We start from the raw sequence: 21041 nt of genomic DNA, 5'->3' as shown, positions 1-21041 counted from the left end.
ACCATGGCAAAAGAATCACTCAAAGCCAGAGAGCGTAAGCGCCAGGCTCTGGTTGCTAAATACGCAGCAAAGCGGACTGCTCTGAAGGCCGCAGGCGATTATGTTGGCTTAGACAAATTGCCGCGTAATGCCTCGCCGGTACGGTTGCACAACCGTTGCAAACTGACTGGCCGTCCTCGTGGCTACATGCGTAAGTTCGGTATCTCGCGCGTAACCTTCCGCGAGATGGCCAGCGCAGGTAAGATTCCGGGTGTAACGAAGGCAAGCTGGTAAGGTTTTATTTCTCAAACAGTTTCCGTACTTTTGCAAGCCTTTTTCGAAAACAGGCAAGCAAGTAACTCCTTGCAGAAATGAATACAGATCCGATTGCAGACTTTTTGACCCGCGTCAGAAACGCCATCCGTGCCAAGCACCGGGTGGTTGAGATCCCTGCATCCAATATCAAAAAAGAAATCACGAAGGTGCTTTTCGACAAAGGTTTCATCCAGAACTACAAGTTCGATGAGACAGGTCCTCAAGGTACCATCAAGATTGCGTTGAAATACAACCCGACCACGAAGCAGCCGGCCATCGTTGACTTGCAACGGGTAAGCCGTCCAGGTCTGCGTCAGTACACAGGTGCCACCACGATGCCCCGCATCCTGAACGGCCTTGGTATTGCCATTGTCTCTACGTCGAAAGGCGTTATGACCGACAAAGAAGCGCGGACGCTCAACGTAGGCGGTGAGGTGTTGTGTTACGTTTATTAAGATCGAAAGAGCACTATGTCACGCGTAGGTAATAAAGTAATTGAACTGCCTTCAGCCGTAACGCTGTCAGTAGATGCTGATAACGTGGTAACGGTAAAGGGCCCTAAAGGTAGCCTTTCGCAGCCTGTCGACCGGGATATCACGGTATCGCTCGACGGTACGCAGGTGAAAGTAACCCGCCCCACTGACCAGAAGCGTCACAAAGCCATGCATGGCCTGTATCGCGCGCTGGTTAACAACATGGTGACGGGTGTTAGCACGGGCTTCCGGCTTGACCTCGAAATCATCGGGGTTGGTTATAAAGCATCAGTCGCTAATAACATTCTGGAACTGAACCTTGGTTACTCGCACAACATCTTCCTGGCTATCCCGGCGGAGATTAAAGTGACGACCCTGACTGAAAAAGGGCAGAACCCTAAAGTGACCTTGGAAGGTAGCGACAAACAACTGCTGGGCGATGTAGCGGCTAAAATCCGGTCATTGCGCAAGGTTGAGCCTTACAAAGGGAAAGGTATCCGTTTTGTGGGTGAAGTTGTTCGCCGGAAAGCGGGTAAATCAGCAAGTAAGAAGTAATCGGTGCCCATTTGGTCGGTATCAAATAACATGGCAACTAAACAAGAAAGACGTCAGCGGATTAAGTTTGGCATCCGGGCAAAAGTATCCGGCACGCCAACCCGCCCCCGTCTCACTGTATTTCGCTCAAACAAAGCGATCTACGCTCAAATCATCGACGATGAGGCTGGCCGCACACTGGCATCGGCTTCATCGGCTGAATTGAAGACAGAGGTGAGTGGTTTCACCGTTGAAACGGCGAAGAAAGTAGGTCAGCGGCTGGCCGAAAAAGCTGCTGCTCAAAATGTACAGTCGGTGGTTTTCGACCGTAACGGCTATTTGTATCACGGCAAAGTGAAAGCTTTAGCCGACGGTGCCCGGGAGGGTGGCCTCAATTTCTAACAGAATGGTATCGAACGTAAGACCTTCAAAAGTAAACGAGGCTGACCTGAAAGAACGCGTAGTAGCGATCAACCGGGTAGCCAAGGTAGTAAAAGGTGGTCGTCGCTTCAGCTTCGCGGCGATTGTCGTAGTGGGTGATGGCAACGGCGTGGTAGGTTACGGTCTGGGTAAAGCCAACGAAGTAACGGACGCAATCACGAAGGGTGTTGAAGACGCGAAGAAGAACCTATTTCAGGTACCTTTGCTGAAGCGCACAGTACCCCACGAGATGGAAGGCCGCTTTGGCGGTGGTTTCGTGTTGGTTAAGCCGGCAGCGCCTGGTACAGGTGTCATCGCTGGTGGTGCCATGCGTGCTGTACTGGAAAGCGCTGGTATCCACGACGTATTGGCGAAATCGAAAGGTTCGTCAAACCCGCACAACGTGGTGAAAGCAACGATCGACGCGCTGATCAAGATGCGTCTGCCTCATCAGGTTGCCTTCCAGCGTCAGGTTTCATTGAAGAAAGTGTTCAACGGTTAATCAAGACGAAACATGGCACGGGTACGCATCACTCAGGTACGTAGTACCATCAAACGCCCTAAGACGCAGAAACTGGCGATCCAGTCACTGGGTTTGGGCAAGATCAACCGGAGCATCGAACTGGAATATAATCCGTCGATTGCTGGTGTCATCCGCAAAGTGGAGCACCTGGTTGTTGTTGAAGAAATTTAAATTTCATAACTGACAATGAATCTCAGTAATCTAACGCCGGCAAAAGGGTCAGTTAAAGAGCGCAAGCGAGTCGGTCGCGGTCAGGGTTCCGGAAAAGGCGGGACCTCAACTCGTGGCCACAAAGGTGCTCAATCACGCTCTGGCTACAGCCGCAAATTGAACTTCGAAGGTGGTCAGATGCCCCTTCAGCGTCGTGTGCCTAAGTTTGGCTTCAAAAACCCGACGCGCGTTGAATATAAGCCTATCAACCTTGATGTGCTTCAGGCATTGGCTACGGATGCTAATGCAACCGTTATTGACTTCGCATTCCTGCGCGAACATGGTTTCGCTGGCAAGAATGACCTCATCAAAGTGCTGAGCCGCGGTGAGGTAACGACTGCTCTTAACGTAACGGCCCACGCCTTCTCGGTAGCTGCGAAAGAAGCTATTGAAAAAGCAGGCGGCACCGTGACGGTGATTGAGCAAGTAGCCAAAAAAGAAGAAGCCTCGAACTAACCTATCGGTAGCCGCGTACAAGTTGTATGAACCGTTTCATCGAGACTATTAAGAATATCTTTTCAATCGAGGAGTTGAGGACGCGTATCCTCAACACTCTTTTGTTTATAACGGTCTTCCGGCTGGGTACGCACATTGTGCTCCCTGGCGTCAACCCAGCTCAGCTGAATCTGCGTCCGCAGGGGCTGCTTGGGCTGCTGGATGCCTTTGTTGGCGGTGCCTTCAGTAAGGCATCGATTTTTGCGTTGGGTATCATGCCGTATATCTCGGCATCGATCGCCATCCAGCTTCTGACACTGGCCCTTCCGTATTTCCAGAAAATGCAGAAGGAGGGCGAGTCGGGCCGTAAAAAGCTGAATCAGATCACTCGCGTGCTGACGATCGCGGTGACGGCTGTTCAGGCGATAACCTACATCCGGACTACCATCCCTGCTGAAGCTTTGTTGATCGACCGCGCGCTTTTCACCATTTCGTCGGTGTTTGTGCTAACGGCCGGTACCATCTTCTGCATGTGGTTGGGTGAACGCATTACGGACAAAGGCATTGGTAATGGTATCTCTATGATCATCATGATCGGGATCGTGTCACGCCTTCCGGGTGCTATCATTGGTGAAGCGCAGTCACGGGGTACGTCGTCAATCTTCATTTTCTTCCTGGAAATGGTGGCGCTTTATTTCGTGATTATGGGTGCTGTACTGCTAACGCAGGCTGTTCGCCGGATTCCGATTCAGTACGCGAAGCAAGTCGTTGGCAACAAAGTCGTCGGCGGACAGCGGCAATACCTGCCGTTGAAGCTGAACGCTGCTGGTGTAATGCCGATCATCTTTGCACAGGCGTTGATGTTCATTCCAGGCTTCGTATTCCAGATGGGTGCAGAGAAGAGCGAAACGATGGCTACGCTGAATAACCTGTTTCAGGACTACACCTCATGGCCCTACAACTTGCTGTTCGCATTCCTGATCATCGTGTTTACTTTCTTCTACACGGCTATTTCGGTAAACCCGACACAGATTTCTGATGATATGAAGCGGAGCGGCGGATTCATTCCGGGTGTTAAGCCTGGTCTCGCTACGTCTGAATACATTGGTACGGTACTCGACCACATTACTCTGCCCGGCGCGGTTATGCTGGCTGTCGTAGCCATTCTACCCTCATTTGCTAGTCAGCTGGGAATGACGTCAGCCTTCGCTTCCTTCTTTGGAGGTACGTCGTTGCTGATCATGGTTGGTGTGGTGTTGGATACGTTGCAACAGATCGAAAGCTATCTGCTGATGCGTCGTTACGAAGGTCTGATGCAATCAGGTCGGGTTAAAGGCCGCACAGAAGGCGTGACTGTCTAAAACAATGACGATTACCTTACGCAGCGACGAAGAAATTGAGATCATCCGGCAGAACGGTCAGTTGTTGGGAAAAACACACGCCGAGGTTGCCAAGCTGATCCGTCCTGGTATTACGACGAAGGAACTGGATACGGTTGCCCAGACGTTCATTAAGGATAATGGTGGCATTCCCTCGTTTCTGAATTTTAATAACGGTACGCCTACCCGTTTCCCCGGTGCGTTGTGTATCTCAGTGAATGACGTAGTTGTTCATGGATTTCCGAGTCAGTACGAATTGAAAGATGGCGACATCATTTCGGTCGACTGCGGAGTTTTTCACCACGGATTCCATGCTGACAGCGCCTATACGTACCCAGTCGGTGAAGTGAGTCTTGGTGTTCGCAAACTGTTGATGCGAACCAAAGAATCGCTTTACAAGGGTGTCGAGAAAGCAATTGACGGAAACCGGATCGGTGATATCGGTTATGCCGTTCAAAGTTACGCCGAGCATCATGGATACACTGTCGTTCGCGAACTGGTAGGACATGGCGTTGGCGAAACGTTGCACGAAGAGCCACAGGTGCCAAACTACGGGAAACGTGGACAGGGCGTCAAGCTCAAATCGGGCATGGTCATTGCCATCGAGCCAATGATCAACTTTGGTAAGAAAAGCGTGGTCCAAGAAAAGGATGGCTGGACGATCCGGACAATGGATCGGAAGCCATCTGCTCATTTTGAGCATACGGTGGCCGTGCGCCGGGGGAAGGCCGAAATACTAACCACATTCGAGTATATCGAGGCGGTTACGGCGGGAACCAACATGGAAATCGAGTTGAGTGCCGCAGTAGCGGCTTAACAGCTATATGGCAAAACAGAATTCGATTGAGCAGGATGGCGTAATTCTCGAAGCTTTGTCAAACGCAATGTTTCGGGTTGAACTGGCCAACAAGCATGAAGTGATTGCACACATTTCGGGCAAGATGCGGATGAACTACATCAAAATCCTGCCCGGAGACCGTGTAAAGTTGGAGATGTCGCCCTACGATTTGAGTAAGGCGCGGATTGTGTACCGGTACAAATAGACGTTTAAGGTTCAATGTCCATCAGTTAACGTTGCTTGACTTGATAGCGCAGGCTTCAGACGTGTTAATGTTAACTGGCAGACGTTGAACATTGAACTCAAATTCAAACCATGAAGGTTAAAGCATCCATCAAGAAGCGCAGTGAAGACTGCATCGTGATCCGTCGGAAAGGGAAGCTGTACGTGATCAACAAAAAGAATCCCCGTTACAAACAAAGACAAGGTTAAGCACACATGGCACGTATCGCAGGTGTTGATATTCCCGACAAGAAGCGTGGCGCGATCTCATTGACTTATATCTTCGGCATTGGCCGGAGTGCAGCCGTGACGATCCTGACTAAAGCTGGTGTTGACGCGAATAAGAAAGTAGCTGAATGGAATGACGAAGAGTCGAACGCCGTCCGTAACATTATCAGCGAAGAGTTTAAAGTTGAAGGTGCGCTGAAGTCAGAGGTGCAGCTCAACATCAAACGGTTGATGGATATCGGTTGCTACCGGGGTCTGCGTCACCGGAAAGGTCTGCCTGTTCGTGGTCAGAAAACCAAGAACAACTCACGGACCCGGAAAGGGAAGCGTAAGACGGTTGCCAACAAGAAGAAAGCAACGAAGTAACAGTTTGACGTTTGGCGTTTAACGTCTGAAGTTCGCTAAGACGTCAAACCACAGACATCAAACGTCAGACTTTTTTTAAAGAAATGGCACAAGCAAAACGTAAAGACAAAGCTAAGAAGCGGGTCGTCGTTGTGGAGTCGGTTGGTCAGGTTCACATCCGGGCTACGTTCAACAACATCATTATCTCGATCACCAACATGAATGGTCAGGTGATCTCATGGGCATCGGCTGGTAAGATGGGTTTCCGGGGTTCTAAGAAGAACACGCCGTATGCTGCTCAAACTGCCGCTCAAAACTGTGCTCAGGTTGCCCACGAACTTGGTATGCGCAAAGCAGAGGTGTTCGTAAAAGGCCCTGGTGCTGGTCGTGAGTCAGCTATCCGTACCGTCCAAAACACGGGTATCGAAGTAACGACAATCCGCGACATTACGCCGCTGCCCCACAACGGCTGCCGTCCTCCGAAGCGCCGTCGCGTATAGTAAAACCGAGTTGTTTGCGGGTATTTGACAGTCATAGTAACTATTTCAGTCAGTTGCCGAAGCAATGAATACGGTCGGGCGACATTGAGTTGTGTCCGATCATTGTCAAACCTTATTCATTCCAGATAATGGCACGTTATATTGGCCCTAAGGCTAAGATATCACGTAAGTTCGGTGAGCCTATCCTTGGCCCGTCGAAAGCCTTACAAAAGAAAAACTACGCACCGGGCATGCACGGTCGTGGCCGGAAGCGCAAGACCTCAGAATATGCTGAGCAGCTTCAGGCGAAACAAAAAGTAAAATACATCTACGGTATTCTGGAGCGTCAGTTCCGGGGGCTGTTCCACCGCGCCGCCGTGCGTGAAGGTATCACGGGTGAAAACCTGCTGAAACTGTGTGAAGCACGCCTCGACAACACCGTATACCGCCTGGGTATTGCGCCGACGCGCCGGGCGGCTCGTCAGCTGGTGTCGCACAAACACATCACTGTCGACGGTGAAGTGGTTAACATCGCTTCATACTCACTCAAGCCCGGTCAGATCATCGGTGTGCGTGAGAAATCAAAGTCACTGGAAGCCGTTACAACTAGCCTGGCCGGTCGCAACGCCAAGCGGTACAATTGGCTGGAGTGGGATCAGCAGCAACTCGCAGGTACGTTTATCAGCTACCCCGAGCGCGATCAGATCCCTGAGAACGTCAACGAGCAGCTCGTCGTTGAATTGTACTCGAAGTAATCCAGTGAGCAGTTGGTGCTGGCAAACGCAGCCTGCTGGCCCGCAGTCGATGCCAACTGCATACTTAATTTTAGGCTGTTAACCACGAAAACGTATGTCAATATTAGCTTTCCAAATGCCCGATAAAGTCGTAATGGAAAAAGCCGACGACTTTCACGGTGTATTTGAGTTCAAGCCTCTCGAAAAGGGTTACGGCGTAACGATTGGCAATGCGCTTCGTCGCATCCTGTTATCGTCGCTGGAAGGTTATGCTATTACGAGCGTAAAGTTTCCGGGCGTTTTGCACGAGTTCTCTTCGATTGAAGGCGTTGTTGAAGACGTGACGGAGATCATCCTGAACCTGAAAATGGTTCGGTTCAAACGGATCAACGACGTTGTCGATAACAAGATTACGGTCAATATTAAAGGTAAGTCGGTGCTGAAGGCTGGCGATATCTCGAAAGCTTCGGCTTCGTTTGAGGTATTGAATCCTGAACTGGTGATTTGCCACATTGACGATACACGCGATCTGGAGATGGAAATCTTCGTTGAGAAAGGTCGTGGGTACGTTCCCGCCGATGAACCCCGTGCCAACGAACTGCCATTTGGCCACATCCCGATCGACGCCGTTTATACGCCGATCAAGAATGTGAAATTCGCCGTTGAAAACACGCGGGTTGAGCAGAAAACCGACTATGAAAAGTTGGTGCTCGACATCGAAACGGACGGTTCAGTGCACCCGGAAGAGGCTTTGAAAGGAGCCGCTTACATTCTGATTCAGCACTTCATGTTGTTCTCTGATCAGACGATGACCTTCGACACGGTGAAGCCGGAAGAAGACAGCGTTGTCGACGAAGAGATGCTGCACATGCGGAAACTGCTGAAAACGTCGCTATCAGACCTCGATCTGTCGGTGCGGGCCTACAACTGCCTGAAATCGGCAGAAGTACGGACGCTGGGCGATCTGGTTCGGTTGGAAATTTCCGACATGATGAAGTTCCGCAACTTCGGTAAGAAGTCACTCACGGAACTGGAGCAACTGGTAGCCGATAAGGGCCTGACGTTCGGCATGGACGTAGCGAAGTACCGCTTAGACGAAGACTAAAAATTTTGTTCAACGTTCAATGGCCAACGTCTAAAGTTGGACCAGTGCTGACTTTGGACGTTGGGCGTTAAACATTGAACTCATTTTCCAATGAGACACGGTAAGAAAGATAATCACCTCAGCCGGACCCATTCGCACCGCGAAGCAATGCTGTCGAACATGGCCGTTTCGCTGATTATGCACAAGCGCATTGAGACAACGGTGGCGAAAGCAAAAGAGCTTCGCAAATACGTTGAGCCGATCCTGACGCGTGCTAAAGAAGACAACAACCAGAACCGGAAGATTGTCTTCAAATCCCTGAACCACAAAGAAGGGATGAAAGAACTGTTCGACACGGTGTCGGATAAGATCGCAACTCGTCCGGGGGGCTACACGCGGATCATCAAACTGGGTAACCGGAAAGGTGATGGCGCCGATACCTGCCTGATTGAACTCGTTGACTTCAACGAAACGCTGCTGACGGCAGCTGCCGAACAGGCTGCTACCAAAACGCGTCGTAGCCGTCGGGGTGGTTCAGGTCGTAAGGCTGACAACGCCGGTGATGCTTCTCCTGAAGCGGCTGTCGCTGCTGACGAAGCACCAGCTGCTGTCGAGGCTGCTCCGGTGGCTGAAGCTACAGAAACGCCCGCTGCCGATGACCTGAAAATCATCGAAGGCATTGGCCCCAAAATCGCCGAGGTGCTGAATAATGCCGGTATCACGACTTTCGCTCAACTGGCCGATGCCAAAGACGAAGACGTACGGACTATTCTGGATGCGGCCGGGAACCAATTCAACATTGCTGATGTAACGACGTGGAACGAGCAGGCTGCCCTGCTCCGCGACGGAAAAACAGATGAGTTCAAAGCGTTGACCGATCGCCTGAAAGGGGGTCGTGAACAAGCTGCTGAATAATGACAGAACCAAATGTCATACAGAAATTGGGTTAGCCGGTCATCGGTTAACCCTTTTTTTTAACCAATAAACAGATACCCAACGAGATTCATGACACGTCCCCAACAACCCAAGGCATTATTGGTATTGCAGGATGGTAGCGTCTTTGACGGTTTTGCCTTAGGTAAGATCGGTACCGCTGGTGGCGAAATTTGCTTTAACACCGGCATGACCGGTTATCAGGAGATTTACACGGATCCGTCCTACTACGGGCAGGTGATCGTGAATACAACTTCACACATCGGCAACTACGGCATTCAGCTTGGGCTGGAAGAAGAGTCGACCGGAGTAAAAATCCGGGGGATGGTGTGTAATTTCTTTTCGCCCGTTTTCTCGCGTCACCTGGCCGATGGTTCCTTGCAGGATTACTTCGAGAAAGCCAACATCGTCGGGATTCACGGAATTGACACGCGGCAACTGGTGCGGCACATCCGCAGCAAAGGGGTCATGAACTGCATTATCTCGTCGGCCATCCTGGACCCAGATCAATTGCTGGCCGAACTGAACAACGTACCTGACATGGCCGGGCTGGAACTGTCGTCGGAAGTCAGCACGAAAGCAATCTACACAGTTGGGCAGGAAGACGCGCGCTTGAAAGTAGCAGTGCTCGATTTGGGTGTGAAGAAAAGCATCGTCCAAAACCTGGCCGATCGGGGTGCCTATTGTAAAGTGTTCCCGGCGCAAACTCCGTTTGCGGAATTACAAGCCTTCAACCCCGATGGGTTCTTTATTTCGAACGGCCCCGGCGACCCGGCTGCCATGCCCTACGCCGTCGAAACGGTAAAGCAGGCACTGGAAACCGAGAAGCCGCTGTTTGGGATTTGCTTGGGTCACCAGATTCTGTCGCGGGCCAGTGGCATCGACACCTACAAAATGCACAACGGCCACCGTGGTCTGAACCACCCCGTCAAAAACCTGATTACGGGTCTTTGTGAGGTGACGTCGCAGAACCACGGATTCGCCGTGAAAGCCGACGAGGTGCAGGACCATGCCAACGTGGAGGTAACGCACATCAACTTGAACGATAACACCATCGAGGGTATTCGTCGGAAAGACAAACCAGCTTTCTCGGTACAATACCACCCGGAAGCTTCGCCTGGGCCGCACGATTCGCGCTATTTGTTCGACGATTTCGTGAAGCTGATGCAGTAAAACATCCAACCCGTATCGTACTAATTTTGAAAAGCCAACGCCTCACCGGCGGAGGCTTTTTCGTTACTAAGCCGTATGTCTCTATCCACCAAACGCTTTTTGGGGCTTCTGCTTGGGCTGGTCGTGATCAACCTGCTCTCGGCATTCGTCTATGCCCGGCTCGACCTGACCAGCGACAAACGTTACACCCTCACGGATGGCACGCGCCGCCTGTTGACGACACTTCCCGCCCGTGTGCATGTCGACGTGTACCTGACAGGAAACCTGCCGCCTGGTTTCCGCCGCCTCGAAACGGCTGTGCGCGAAACGCTGGAAGGGTTTAAGGCCGAAGGCGAAAGCAACATCAGCTACCGCTTCATTGATCCGATTACCGGCACAACGGCCGAGCAAAACAAGCGGCTGGAAGAACTGGCAGCACTGGGCCTCCAACCCACCAATTTGTTTGCCAATCAGGGTGGCAAGCGCACCGAGCAGCTTGTGGTGCCGGGTGCTGTGGTACACTACGAAGGCAAGCAGCTTGGCGTACTGCTCCTGAAAGGCAACAAAGCGGCCTCACCCGAAGAGCAGCTCAATCAATCGTATGAGGGCGTCGAATACCAACTGGCGTCGGCTATCCGGCGGCTTACGCAGCCCGAAGGTAGCCGACGTCGGGTTGGGCTGGTGTTTGGTCACACGCAGGTGCCCCCCGAACGGTTCTCCGATATCCTGGCATCGATTCAGGAGACATACGACCTGTTTTTTGTCGATCTGCGGAAGCCCGGCCCGGTTGAGGGGGTCGATGCCTTGCTGGTACTGAAGCCCGATCAGCCTTTTGTCGAAAGCGAGGTCTTTAAACTCGATCAGTACGTAGTAAAAGGAGGGCGGGCGCTGTTTGTCGTAGACGGGCAACGTATTGACAGCGTCGGTACCGAAGGATCGTATGCCCAACCGCTCGTGCTGGGCCTCGATGACCTGTTCTTCAACTGGGGTGCCCGTGTGAACAAAGACGTTGTCAAGGACCTGAACTGCGGCGTGATTCCCCTCAACGTGGGGAATATGGGCGACAAGCCCAATATTCAACTGGTGCCGTGGCGGTTCTATCCGGTGCTGAATTCGTTTGGCGACGGCCCCATCACGCGTAACCTCGACGCTATCTACGGTCGTTTCGCCAGCACCATCGACACCGTGCGAGCCAACGGCATCCGCAAAACGGTATTGCTGAAAACATCCGCCTACACCCAAGTGCTGAAAACCCCCACGCTGGTCACCTATAATGAAGCCCGACAGCAGCCTGACCCGGCAACGTACCTGGGCGGTGTGCGGTCGGTGGGTACGTTGCTGGAAGGCTCATTTACCTCGCTCTTTGCCAACCAGATTCTGCCGGATTCGTTGAAGAACGGCTACCGCGAAACCGGGGCGGTGGCAAAAGTGCTGCTTTGCTCGGATGGCGATCTGGTTGTCAACGATGTCGATTATAAACGCAAAGCACCCTTACCGCTGGGTTACGACCGGTTTACACGTACCCAGTTCGCCAACAAAGACTTTGTGCTGAACGCGATCGACTATTTGGTTGACCCGGAAGGGTTGATTATGGCCCGGCAACGTGAAGTGCCGCTACGCCCGCTCGACAACGTGAAAATCGGTGCGGAACGTACCCAATGGCAGGGCCTGAATGTGCTTGGCCCACTGGCGCTGGTGCTGGCGATGGGCCTGATCTGGCAGGCTGTCAGACGGCGACAATATGCCCGATAATTGAGTCAGCGGCGGGTCGAAAATGGACTTATTTTCGTTACTTTTGTCTTACAAGATTTTGCTAGAAAGCGGCTTATGAAATTTATTGTATCCTCTTCCGTACTGCTCAAGAACCTGCTGAACATCAACGGTGTGGTGGCGGCGAACCCGATCGTCCCGATTCTCGAAAACTTTTTGTTTCGGATTGAAGAGGGCACCCTTACCGTAACGGCCTCTGACCTGCAAACCACCATGACGACGCAGATTCCGGTGGATGCGTCGGAGAACGGAGCGATCGCCATTCCGGCTAAGCTGCTGCTCGATACGTTGCGGAGCCTGCCCGAACAACCCATCACGATCAATATCAACACCGATACGTTTGGCACCGAAATCCTGACCGATAACGGCCGCTTCAAACTATCGGGCGAGAACCCGATCGATTTTCCGAAAATTCCGGGCGTCAATAAAAACCTGTCGGTTGAGCTATCGTCAGATGCCCTGCTGAGTGCTATCAACAACACGGCGTTTGCTACCAGCACCGACGACCTGCGCCCGGCCATGACGGGGGTTTATCTGCAACTGAATAGCGATAACGCCACCTTTGTCGCGACCGACGGCCACCGGCTGATCCGGTACCGCCGCACCGACATTCAAACCACGGCCAGTACCTCGCTCATTATCCCGCGCAAGGCCCTGTCGTTGCTGAAGGTATCATTGCCGGAAGGTGCCGATGTGAAAGTCGAATTGAGCCAGGCCAACGCGTCGTTCTCGTTTGGCCCGACCCAACTGATCTGCCGCCTGATCGACGAGCGTTTTCCCGACTACGAAAACGCCATTCCGACCAACAACACCAATGTGTTGACGATTGGTCGCGTCGATCTGCTGAACTCGCTGAAGCGGATTATGATCTACGCCAACCGGACCACGCATCAGATTCGGTTGTCGATGAAGGCTAACAGCCTGACTATCTCGGCGGAAGACCTGGATTATTCGAACGAGGCCAACGAAAAACTGCTTTGTGAATATGACGGCGACGAAATGGAGATTGGTTTCAACGCCAAGCTGCTGTCAGAAATGCTGAGCAATCTGAGCGCCAAGATGATTTCGCTGGAAATGTCGGCCCCGAACCGCGCCGGGCTGATTATCCCCGCCGATAAGGAAGAACACGAAGATATTCTAATGCTGGTCATGCCCGTCATGCTGAATACCTACGCGTAAGCGATTCCGCAAACATCAACATAAGAAAGCCCCGGCCATCGAAAGAGAGCCGGGGCTTTGTGTTTGACAAGCGTTGGAGAGGCGTGAGTCCGTTAGCAATAGTGTTCTATCGATCCTACCTGAAGGGAAGAATTAGAACGACCTAAGCTTTGACGTAACGCTTCTCCAGAAAGTGAAAGGAAAGGGTTCAGGAATAGGAAACTGTACGTCTACAAAGATACGGAATAGGATAATGGAAAGAAATAATTGAGTGGAATGACTTATTTGTTAAGTTTATTAAGCGTATAGCAAATCGTCGTATTCTGCAATCGTTTGCCGGTTTCGGTTTGCAGAGGCCTCATCGACAGTTCATAGATAAAGCCTTCCTGTAAGTCGGAAAGGTCGATCGACACGGTTCGGCGATCGGCTGATACGCGCACCGCCTGCACCGGCACCAGGGCCTTGTTGACCTGTGGCGAACCATAGTCGCGGTGGTACTTGTACTGATAGCGCTGAACCGCGTAGCTGGCAAGCTCGCGGGCCTCGGCCTCACGTACCGGGAGCGTGAAGGTTAGCTCAAAGCCCGTTGCAGTAAGGTGCATAGCCGCGATGTCGAGAAACTGCCCGCCCTTGAAACGTACCCGTTGAATGCCGCGTGCACCGGTCCAGCCGTGGTCGGTCTGACCCAGATACAGGCTGCCGTCGGGACCAAAGACCAGCCGGTGGTTACCGATACGTTGACCAGCTTTAGACAAAAAAGGAATACAGGCACCCTGCGTTTGCCCACCGACTTCCTCCAGCAAGACGCGCAGCAAGTGCGGGTAGTCCATTTCGCCGATAAACGTTTGACCCGCAAAGGGCCCAAATTTTCCCCCTGTGTTGTCGACAATCGGCTGTGTGGGCGAATGCGCCATGAGGCTGTGCGGGAAGGCTACGGCCTCGTGCGTTCGCAGGCTGTCGAGGGTAGAAACGGGTAAAGTAAGCGGGTCGATTTTAGGGAAACCGTCTTTCCAGACAAGGCTGGTTACGTGCCCATGAAAAGCGCCCGGCTTCACCACATAGAGTTTGCTAGTGCCAAGCCAATCGCCCTGGTTATCAGTAACCAGAAACCGCCCCTTTGCATCGAAGCCCAGCCCGTCAGGCGAGCGAAAGCCCAGCGCATAGGGAATTGTTTTACCCGTGGGCGTAATCTGCATCACCCAGCCGCGATACGGCACACAGGCGTACATGCGGCCAGGCCTGCCCAGCGGGTTGAACTCCCCGCGCAACTGTTGGCGGATACCCGCCCCGTTGGAGGCCGTATTAAGCCCAATATACAGGTTGCCTTTGGCGTCACGCACGGGCCCGAATGCAAACTCGTGGTAATTGCCCGACATCCCAAACTGATCGGAAACTGTCTCGTAGCGGTCGGCCACCCCGTCGCCGTTGGTGTCGGTGAGGCGGGTCAGCTCGGGGCGCTGCATCACCAGCAGTTCCCGGTTGCTGATGGCAATCACCCCCAGCGGGTCGTGCAGGCCTTCGGCAAACACGCGCCACTGTTTGGTTTTGGGTGAATACAGCATCACTTCACCCCGGTGAAAACAGGCCGCCAGACGACCATCGGGCAGAAAGGCCAGTCCACCCGTTTCGGCAACCAGACCCGCTGGCGTCGGTATCGTCTCAACCTCGTAATAGTCGGTAATGGTATCGGCCGGGGCGGTGAGCAACGTACCCAGCAGCAGCAACGTGTTCAGCATGAGTTAAGGCAGTTGGGCGGTGGGCAAAACAACACTTGACAGCGTAACCGAGCGGACCGTGGGCGGGATAATCAGCCAGCCCCGTTCGATGCGTCCCGCCGATGTTTTGTACTGATTGGCGGCATCGCCCAGCCGCAACCGTAATTCCTGCCGGGTTGGGCCAATCGTAAACCGACGTACCAACCCACGCTGTCCAGCTTGTGGTTTGGTTAGTTCGCGAATCGTTACGCCACTGGCCGTATACGTGAACTCGGGGTAGCGATTGAGTAGCGCGTAGCCCCCGAAACGTACCTGAGCCGGTTGACCACCAACGTACCAGGGTGTATGGGTGGTTGAGTCACGAAAGAACAGATCGCCAACGAGTTTGGTGAGACGCTGGCCCTTGCCGTCCCATTGCTCGGTGTTGTCGACAAAACCACCCGCCCAGGCATAGCGCAGCTGGCAGGTCGTAGCGTCCCAGCAATACGACTGTTGCGGCCCACCACTCAGACCGGGAAGGCCCACGGCAATCGCGGCCGGGCTGGCGTCGGGCATAAAGGTACGGTAAACGGCAGGCAAGCGTAGCGTGTACGGGTGTTCGGCCGGTGGTCCGGCGGTATGGGGGTGACCCATGTGTGCCTCTGTCTGAGGCAGGTTAGGATCGCGCTCGATAGGAGGGAGGCGCCGTGGTGAACTGGTGACGTACAGCATGCCGTACATGATGGAGCCGTGGCCGGGGTACGTACAGACATACGAAAAATCGCCTTCGTCGGGGAGGGTTAGTGTCAGGGTATCGCTATCGCCGGGCGAGAGCAGCCGTGTATGGGCAAGCACATCGGAGAGGGCAGGTACAAACTGACGGGCGGGGCCAGCATCGCCCAGCGCCAGCGCAAACTCAACCACGCGGGCGCGGCTGTTGGGCTTTGTTACCACCAGGTTGTGCGCCATATCGTCGTCGTTTTCGACGATCAGCGTCAGTCGGGTTTGTGGACGCAGCACCAGCCGTTTCTCGCTGAACTGCAACCCGGCCATAGTTTTGATCAATATGGTCGTGTCACGTACTGCCTGAGCCGTGGCCACTCCACCCATTGCCAGTAACGATAAAAGTAAAAGGAGGCGTATGCGCATCGAAGAAAGAGTAAGTGCCTGTAGAAGCAGAAAAGGGGGCGGGTTTAACCAAACTGGCTGTTGAACTGGCGCGGCCAGGTACGTTGACTGTTGCTTTAACGTACCAACTGCTCCACTGCCCGGGTTGGTAACAGCTCCCCTGCCTGCACCAACTGCTCTAGCTGATGCACTTTCTCGCGTAGGCCTGGTTGCCCAAAAAACTGGCTTTCGATCCGCTGCCGCAGCAAGGTCCGAAACCAATCAAGGGCCTGTCGTTGCCGGTGATAGGTACGTTCCGATACGCCGTCGTGCGTGGTCTCGGTCATACGTACCTGATGTTGTTCGATGGTGGTCCAGAGGTTGGCAATGCCCGCGTTGGTCAGGGCTGAGCAGGTCAGTACGGGGGGCTGCCAGCCGCTTGGCGTGGGCGGAAACAGGTGCAGCGCATTCGTATATTCCACACGGGCACGGTTGGCAGCGGCGGCGTTGTCGCCATCGGCTTTAGTAATAGCCAACGCATCGGCCAGTTCCATAATGCCCCGTTTCATGCCCTGCAACTCGTCGCCGGCACCCGCCAGCATCAGCAGTAGAAAAAAATCGACCATGCCATGGACCAGCGTTTCCGACTGCCCTACGCCCACGGTTTCGACAAGAATAGTGTCGAACCCCGCCGCTTCGCACAGAAGCATGGTCTCGCGGGTGCGATGAGCCACGCCGCCCAGCGAGTCGCCAGCGGGCGAAGGGCGGATGTAGGCCTGCGGGTTGACGGACAGCGTTTCCATGCGCGTTTTATCGCCCAGAATGCTCCCGCCCGACCGTTGGCTGGTGGGGTCAACGGCCAGAACGGCCAAGCGCTTGCCCAGGCTGGTCAGGTACGTTCCGAAGGCTTCGATGAAGGTGCTCTTCCCCACGCCCGGTACACCCGTGATACCCACCCGGATGCTATCGGTTGGCGCGAACGCCAGTACGCCCTCCAGCACGGCCTGGGCTAGTGTCTGATCATCGGGGCGATGGCTTTCCACCAGCGTAATGGCCCTACTCAGCACCAGCCGGTCGCCGGCCCGAATACCATCGATGTAGAAAGAAGCGGGTTGACGAGGGCGCATGAGCAGTCAATGAATAATGGACAATGCGGTCCGCCGCTGCGGTACAATGAACAACGGGTAATGAACGGCGCCTTCCTTGTGCATTATGCCGCAGCGGCGGACCGCATTGTCCATTATTCATTTTAGATCGTCGGGCGTGGTGATCTTAATGTTTTCGTACGATCCTTCGATCAGCGTGATCGGGTAGTTGGCAAACTCCAGCACACTGGCACAGTCGGTAAAATGGGGTTGTTCGGCTACGGCAAACGCCTGCCGGAACCAGTCGAGCCGGAAGGTTTGGGGCGTCTGAATCAGCCGCACCCGCGCCCGATCGACGGCGGCGTTACTTCCGTCGGCGTTGACCAGCCGTACCGAATCTTTGGCGGGTACGCAGGTGACGGCGCTGCCCCGGTGCGAGGCCGTAGCAAAGCTTTCGGCGATGATCGCGGGAGAAACATACGGTCGCACCCCATCATGCACAGCTACCAGCCCCGTTTTATCGGATTCGGTAGGGATGCTGGCCAGCCCGTTTCGTACCGACTGAAAGCGCGACGCCCCCCCGATGACCGTTGTAACGTTGGTGGGGCGGAAGCGGCGTTCGGCGCAGAGCGTTTCCCAGATCGGCAGGTCGCGTTCGGGCAGTACCAGCCGGATCGGCATGGTGTCAGAATAGGCCAGAAACTGCTCGATAGTGTGTTGCAGGATGGGCTTACCACGCAACGGCAGAAACTGCTTGGCAATGTCGCTTTTCATGCGGCTGCCAGAACCTCCCGCCACGATGATGGCGTAGAAATGATCGGTACGTGTCAATGTTGTAAGTCTTGACAGTTGGCTAAATGGAAGAGCCCAAAGTCTGGAAAGTTGATTTTGTGATGCTTGTAGAGCACATAATCAATGCGACTTTCCAGACTTTGGACTCTTTGATAAAAACGGCTTTTCAGACTTACAGGATCAGCATCGCGTCGCCGTAGGTAAAGAAGCGATACTTCTCTTTGATGGCAACCTGGTAGGCTTCTTTGATCAGTTCATGACCACCAAACGCCGACGTCATCATCAGTAGCACCGACTCGGGCAGATGCAGGTTGGTCAGCAGGGCATTGGCGATTTTAAACTCGTAGGGCGGGAAAATAAACCGGTCAGTCCAGCCTTCAACGGGCTTGAGCCGGGCGTTTGCCGACACCGACGATTCGATGGCTTTCAGGGCCGTAGTTCCGATGGCGCACACCCGCTTGCCGGCGTCGAGGCTGGCATTGACGATAGTGGCGGCTTCGGGACCGATGCGGAAATTCTCGGAATCGGTTTTGTGCTTGGTCAGGTCTTCCACGTCGACCTGCCGGAACGTACCCAGCCCGATATGCAGCGTAATAGGCGCGAAGTGAATGCCCTTGATCTCCATCCGCTTCATCATGGCGCGGGTGAAGTGCAGGCCCGCTGTGGGGGCGGCTACAGCACCTACGTGTTCGGCAAAAACCGTCTGGAAATGCTCACGGTCGGCATCGACCGATTCGCGCATGATTTCGCGGGGAATAGGCATCTCGCCCAGTTGGTCAACGGCTTTCATGAATTCGTCATGATTCCCGTCGAACAGGAAGCGGATGGTACGCCCGCGTGAGGTGGTATTGTCGATGACTTCGGCGACCAGATCGCTATCACCGAAATAAAGCTTGTTGCCGACCCGAATCTTACGCGCCGGATCAACCAGCACGTCCCACAGTTTCATTTCGCGGTTCAACTCGCGCAGCAGGAACACTTCAATTTTGGCACCGGTTTTTTCCTTATTGCCGTATAGACGGGCGGGAAACACCTTGGTGTTGTTGATGACCATCGAATCGCCATCATTGAAGTAGCTCAGGATGTCGCCGAATTTTTTATGCTCAATGGTTTTTGTCTTGCGGTCAATGACCATCAACCGCGACTCGCCTCGTTCAACCGGGTATTTGGCAATGAGACTTTCGGGGAGGTCGAATCGGAATTCGGATAGCTTCATAGAATGATCCCCTTGACAAATAAGCAGATAAAATAGGGGAAGTTCGCAAATATACTACGTCAAAACCCCGTTGCGATTTTTAGTCCCGCATTTATTTGCAAATGTGGGTGGGAAGTTGTAGCGAAACGGGTTAAAAAGAGGTTAGGCGTTTGATGTTTAAGGTTTGACGTTGGTTACCGCATGGTGTTCGGGCGGCAACCAACGTCAAACCTTAAACATCAAACACTAGACGCCTAACTATTCGGCGTGATCGGTTGCACGGAGCCTTCCGTGTTGACTTCGGCGCGGTCGGAGAGGTTGAACTTAGCCATTAGTTCGGGCGAAACCTCGTTGGAATAGGTGCCCTGCGGCGAGACGAACAATCCCTTCACGCCGTTTTTGCACGAAATGGCATAAAGTGTCATTTCATCGCCGGGATCTGAAGTGCCCTCGAAGCGGTGAAACTCGTCGACTTTGAATTCATCGCTGCTATAACGAACCTCGTCTTTCGTCGTGACCTTAATGTGATCTTTCTCCGGAGCAAATTCTTCGGTATAGCCGCGGGCCTGCAAATCCTGCATAGCCTCGGTCAGGGTGGTGAAGTGTGTCATGACGGTAGTCTGTTTTCTAGTTAACCAACAGGATGGATGGTTGTTCGGCGTCTGATTGATCGGTTTGCTTATTTACTCTTGTTGTTTGGTAGATTTTGTGAAACAAACCACCTGGTAAGCGATTTAGGTGTTTAAACATCGAATTGCTCAACTATGAAAAACAGCGTAATCTGGGCCGTAGCTGCCCTCGTGAGTTTGAATGCCTGTAAGAAAAACACCGACGTAGACGCTCCGCAATTTGCCGAACGCATCAACTTCACCGCCGACCGGCAATACCCCGAAGGCATTGCCTACGCGCCCTCGCTCAATCAGTTTCTGGTGACGTCGCTCACACAGGGGAAGGTGGGTACCGTTGATGTAAACGGTACGTATACCGACCTGTTCACCGATGCACAGCTGATTTCTGCGCAGGGTATTAAGGTGTTCAATGACCGGGTTTATGTGTGCAACGCGGCGCAGGCCGTAGCTACAAAGGCCACGCCGCAGGCGGTCATGAAAACGGCCGGGCTGTTTGTGTACAACCTCAACACCCGGCAGATTGAACGCCGTACCGATCTGGCGGCGCTGTTGCCCAATGCATCGCACCTGGCCAATGATGTGGCTCTCGATGCGCAGGGCGTAGCTTACGTAACCGATTCATTTTCGCCGGTGGTGTACCGCGTGGGTACCGATGGCGTCGGTAGCATCCTGGTCAACAACGCAACGCTGGGCGCACCCACTGGTCAATTTGGCCTGAATGGTATTGTGTGGCACACAGGCAACTACCTGCTGGTGGTGAAAGCGGCGACCGGGCAACTCTATAAGATTGATCTGGGCGCTCAGAACGCGATTACGGAAGTAACCGGTTTCTCGCCGGTGGTTGGCGGCGATGGCATGGTGCTGATCGGCGATGATCTGTATGTGGTGAACAATCGTAATCAGGTAACGCAGCTGCGCGGTGCCAACAATTGGGCTACAGCCTCGATCGTCAAGACCGACGCAGCCGGTTACGATCAGGCGACAACTAACACGGTGGTCAACGGGCAGATTTACACCCTGAATGCCCGCATTGGCGAAGTCTCGGCAGCCGCAATGAGTGGCAACCCCGCCAGCCTGACCGCCTCTGCTTACAGCATCCAGCGGTTTAAGTAATGTACAATGCACAATGCATAATGCACAATGTACGATGAACAATGTATGATGGACAATGCACAATGGGCTGACGCGGAATTACACTTGCGCCAGCCCATTGTGCATTGTCCATCATTCATTGTTCATTGTGTAAACCGTGCATCCCCTTATACAACCGGTGGCATAGAAACGGAGTCAGGTACGTAACGAATCTGTAGATTACCGAACAGATCATT

At 53.5% G+C, this 21041-nt stretch carries 26 protein-coding genes; 20 read left to right on the top strand and 6 right to left on the bottom strand.

The features are described from left to right. Positions 1-3: 3 nt before the first annotated feature. The 19 genes from rpsN to dnaN all read left to right on the top strand — a co-directional run bounded on the left by rpsN (position 4) and on the right by dnaN (position 13232). Positions 4-273: a 30S ribosomal protein S14 gene (gene rpsN, locus ACAW74_RS06935; protein ID WP_015334422.1), complete on the top strand. Its 270-nt coding sequence runs from the start codon at positions 4-6 to the stop codon at positions 271-273. Between the two features lie 77 nt (positions 274-350). After that, positions 351-749: a 30S ribosomal protein S8 gene (gene rpsH, locus ACAW74_RS06930; RefSeq protein WP_370697473.1), complete on the top strand. Its 399-nt coding sequence runs from the start codon at positions 351-353 to the stop codon at positions 747-749. Between the two features lie 15 nt (positions 750-764). Then, complete coding sequence (gene rplF, locus ACAW74_RS06925; RefSeq protein ID WP_370697472.1) at positions 765-1322, top strand: 50S ribosomal protein L6; 558 nt, start codon at positions 765-767, stop codon at positions 1320-1322. Positions 1323-1352: 30 nt separating this feature from the next. Beyond that, the gene (rplR, locus tag ACAW74_RS06920; RefSeq protein WP_370697471.1) at positions 1353-1703 is read left to right on the top strand and encodes a 50S ribosomal protein L18; all 351 of its coding nucleotides are present in this window, start codon (positions 1353-1355) and stop codon (positions 1701-1703) included. A gap of 4 nt (positions 1704-1707) precedes the next feature. Further along, entirely contained in the window at positions 1708-2223 is a 516-nt protein-coding gene (gene rpsE, locus ACAW74_RS06915) for a 30S ribosomal protein S5 (protein ID WP_015334418.1), read from the top strand. Positions 2224-2235: 12 nt separating this feature from the next. Continuing rightward, entirely contained in the window at positions 2236-2415 is a 180-nt protein-coding gene (gene rpmD / locus ACAW74_RS06910; RefSeq protein ID WP_015334417.1) for a 50S ribosomal protein L30, read from the top strand. A 15-nt stretch (positions 2416-2430) separates the two neighbouring features. Beyond that, positions 2431-2910 carry a 50S ribosomal protein L15 gene (rplO, locus tag ACAW74_RS06905; RefSeq protein ID WP_015334416.1) on the top strand — a complete coding sequence of 160 codons (480 nt, stop codon included), beginning with the start codon at positions 2431-2433 and terminating at the stop codon, positions 2908-2910. Between the two features lie 26 nt (positions 2911-2936). Next, entirely contained in the window at positions 2937-4250 is a 1314-nt protein-coding gene (gene secY, locus ACAW74_RS06900; RefSeq protein WP_370697470.1) for a preprotein translocase subunit SecY, read from the top strand. A 4-nt stretch (positions 4251-4254) separates the two neighbouring features. Beyond that, on the top strand, positions 4255-5085 hold the full coding sequence (gene map / locus ACAW74_RS06895) for a type I methionyl aminopeptidase (RefSeq protein WP_370697469.1): 831 nt from the start codon (positions 4255-4257) through the stop codon (positions 5083-5085). A gap of 7 nt (positions 5086-5092) precedes the next feature. After that, entirely contained in the window at positions 5093-5311 is a 219-nt protein-coding gene (infA, locus tag ACAW74_RS06890; protein WP_009284801.1) for a translation initiation factor IF-1, read from the top strand. A 110-nt stretch (positions 5312-5421) separates the two neighbouring features. Next, complete coding sequence (ykgO, locus tag ACAW74_RS06885; RefSeq protein ID WP_009284800.1) at positions 5422-5538, top strand: type B 50S ribosomal protein L36; 117 nt, start codon at positions 5422-5424, stop codon at positions 5536-5538. A gap of 6 nt (positions 5539-5544) precedes the next feature. Beyond that, complete coding sequence (gene rpsM / locus ACAW74_RS06880) at positions 5545-5922, top strand: 30S ribosomal protein S13 (RefSeq protein ID WP_015334413.1); 378 nt, start codon at positions 5545-5547, stop codon at positions 5920-5922. 83 nt (positions 5923-6005) lie between these two features. After that, positions 6006-6401, top strand: a complete 396-nt coding sequence (gene rpsK, locus ACAW74_RS06875; protein WP_085412266.1) for a 30S ribosomal protein S11 — start codon at positions 6006-6008, stop codon at positions 6399-6401. A gap of 128 nt (positions 6402-6529) precedes the next feature. Further along, entirely contained in the window at positions 6530-7135 is a 606-nt protein-coding gene (rpsD, locus tag ACAW74_RS06870; RefSeq protein WP_015334411.1) for a 30S ribosomal protein S4, read from the top strand. A 94-nt stretch (positions 7136-7229) separates the two neighbouring features. Next, on the top strand, positions 7230-8219 hold the full coding sequence (locus ACAW74_RS06865; RefSeq protein ID WP_370697468.1) for a DNA-directed RNA polymerase subunit alpha: 990 nt from the start codon (positions 7230-7232) through the stop codon (positions 8217-8219). Between the two features lie 90 nt (positions 8220-8309). Then, positions 8310-9113 (top strand): 50S ribosomal protein L17, encoded by an 804-nt coding sequence (gene rplQ / locus ACAW74_RS06860; protein WP_370697467.1) that lies wholly within the window; start codon positions 8310-8312, stop codon positions 9111-9113. A gap of 90 nt (positions 9114-9203) precedes the next feature. After that, positions 9204-10304 (top strand): glutamine-hydrolyzing carbamoyl-phosphate synthase small subunit, encoded by a 1101-nt coding sequence (gene carA / locus ACAW74_RS06855; protein ID WP_370697466.1) that lies wholly within the window; start codon positions 9204-9206, stop codon positions 10302-10304. Positions 10305-10379: 75 nt separating this feature from the next. After that, the gene (gldG, locus tag ACAW74_RS06850) at positions 10380-12035 is read left to right on the top strand and encodes a gliding motility-associated ABC transporter substrate-binding protein GldG (protein ID WP_370697465.1); all 1656 of its coding nucleotides are present in this window, start codon (positions 10380-10382) and stop codon (positions 12033-12035) included. A 75-nt stretch (positions 12036-12110) separates the two neighbouring features. Continuing rightward, the gene (gene dnaN / locus ACAW74_RS06845) at positions 12111-13232 is read left to right on the top strand and encodes a DNA polymerase III subunit beta (protein ID WP_370697464.1); all 1122 of its coding nucleotides are present in this window, start codon (positions 12111-12113) and stop codon (positions 13230-13232) included. A 260-nt stretch (positions 13233-13492) separates the two neighbouring features. On the opposite strand, the gene ACAW74_RS06840 is transcribed toward dnaN, so the two are convergent. The 6 genes from ACAW74_RS06840 to ACAW74_RS06815 form a co-directional block, all read right to left on the bottom strand. Then, a complete protein-coding gene (locus ACAW74_RS06840; RefSeq protein WP_370697463.1) occupies positions 13493-14947 on the bottom strand; it encodes a DUF7133 domain-containing protein in 1455 nt (484 codons plus the stop codon). A 3-nt stretch (positions 14948-14950) separates the two neighbouring features. Then, positions 14951-16054 (bottom strand): plastocyanin/azurin family copper-binding protein, encoded by a 1104-nt coding sequence (locus tag ACAW74_RS06835; RefSeq protein WP_370697462.1) that lies wholly within the window; start codon positions 16052-16054, stop codon positions 14951-14953. Positions 16055-16149: 95 nt separating this feature from the next. Continuing rightward, positions 16150-17139: a methylmalonyl Co-A mutase-associated GTPase MeaB gene (gene meaB, locus ACAW74_RS06830; protein WP_370697461.1), complete on the bottom strand. Its 990-nt coding sequence runs from the start codon at positions 17137-17139 to the stop codon at positions 16150-16152. A 117-nt stretch (positions 17140-17256) separates the two neighbouring features. Next, positions 17257-17928 (bottom strand): 2-C-methyl-D-erythritol 4-phosphate cytidylyltransferase, encoded by a 672-nt coding sequence (locus ACAW74_RS06825; protein WP_370697460.1) that lies wholly within the window; start codon positions 17926-17928, stop codon positions 17257-17259. Positions 17929-18061: 133 nt separating this feature from the next. Continuing rightward, positions 18062-19105, bottom strand: coding sequence for a tRNA preQ1(34) S-adenosylmethionine ribosyltransferase-isomerase QueA (queA, locus tag ACAW74_RS06820; RefSeq protein WP_370697459.1), 1044 nt, complete (start codon positions 19103-19105; stop codon positions 18062-18064). A gap of 233 nt (positions 19106-19338) precedes the next feature. Continuing rightward, positions 19339-19695 (bottom strand): hypothetical protein, encoded by a 357-nt coding sequence (locus ACAW74_RS06815; protein WP_370697458.1) that lies wholly within the window; start codon positions 19693-19695, stop codon positions 19339-19341. A 153-nt stretch (positions 19696-19848) separates the two neighbouring features. Here ACAW74_RS06815 and ACAW74_RS06810 point away from each other — a divergent pair, with 153 nt between their 5' ends. Further along, positions 19849-20826, top strand: a complete 978-nt coding sequence (locus ACAW74_RS06810; RefSeq protein WP_370697457.1) for a gluconolaconase — start codon at positions 19849-19851, stop codon at positions 20824-20826. Positions 20827-21041 lie beyond the last annotated feature (215 nt).

Source organism: Fibrella musci (assembly GCF_041321105.1).
GTDB classification, from domain to species: Bacteria; Bacteroidota; Bacteroidia; order Cytophagales; family Spirosomataceae; genus Fibrella; species Fibrella musci.
This window is presented reverse-complemented; position numbering and strand designations above follow the sequence as displayed.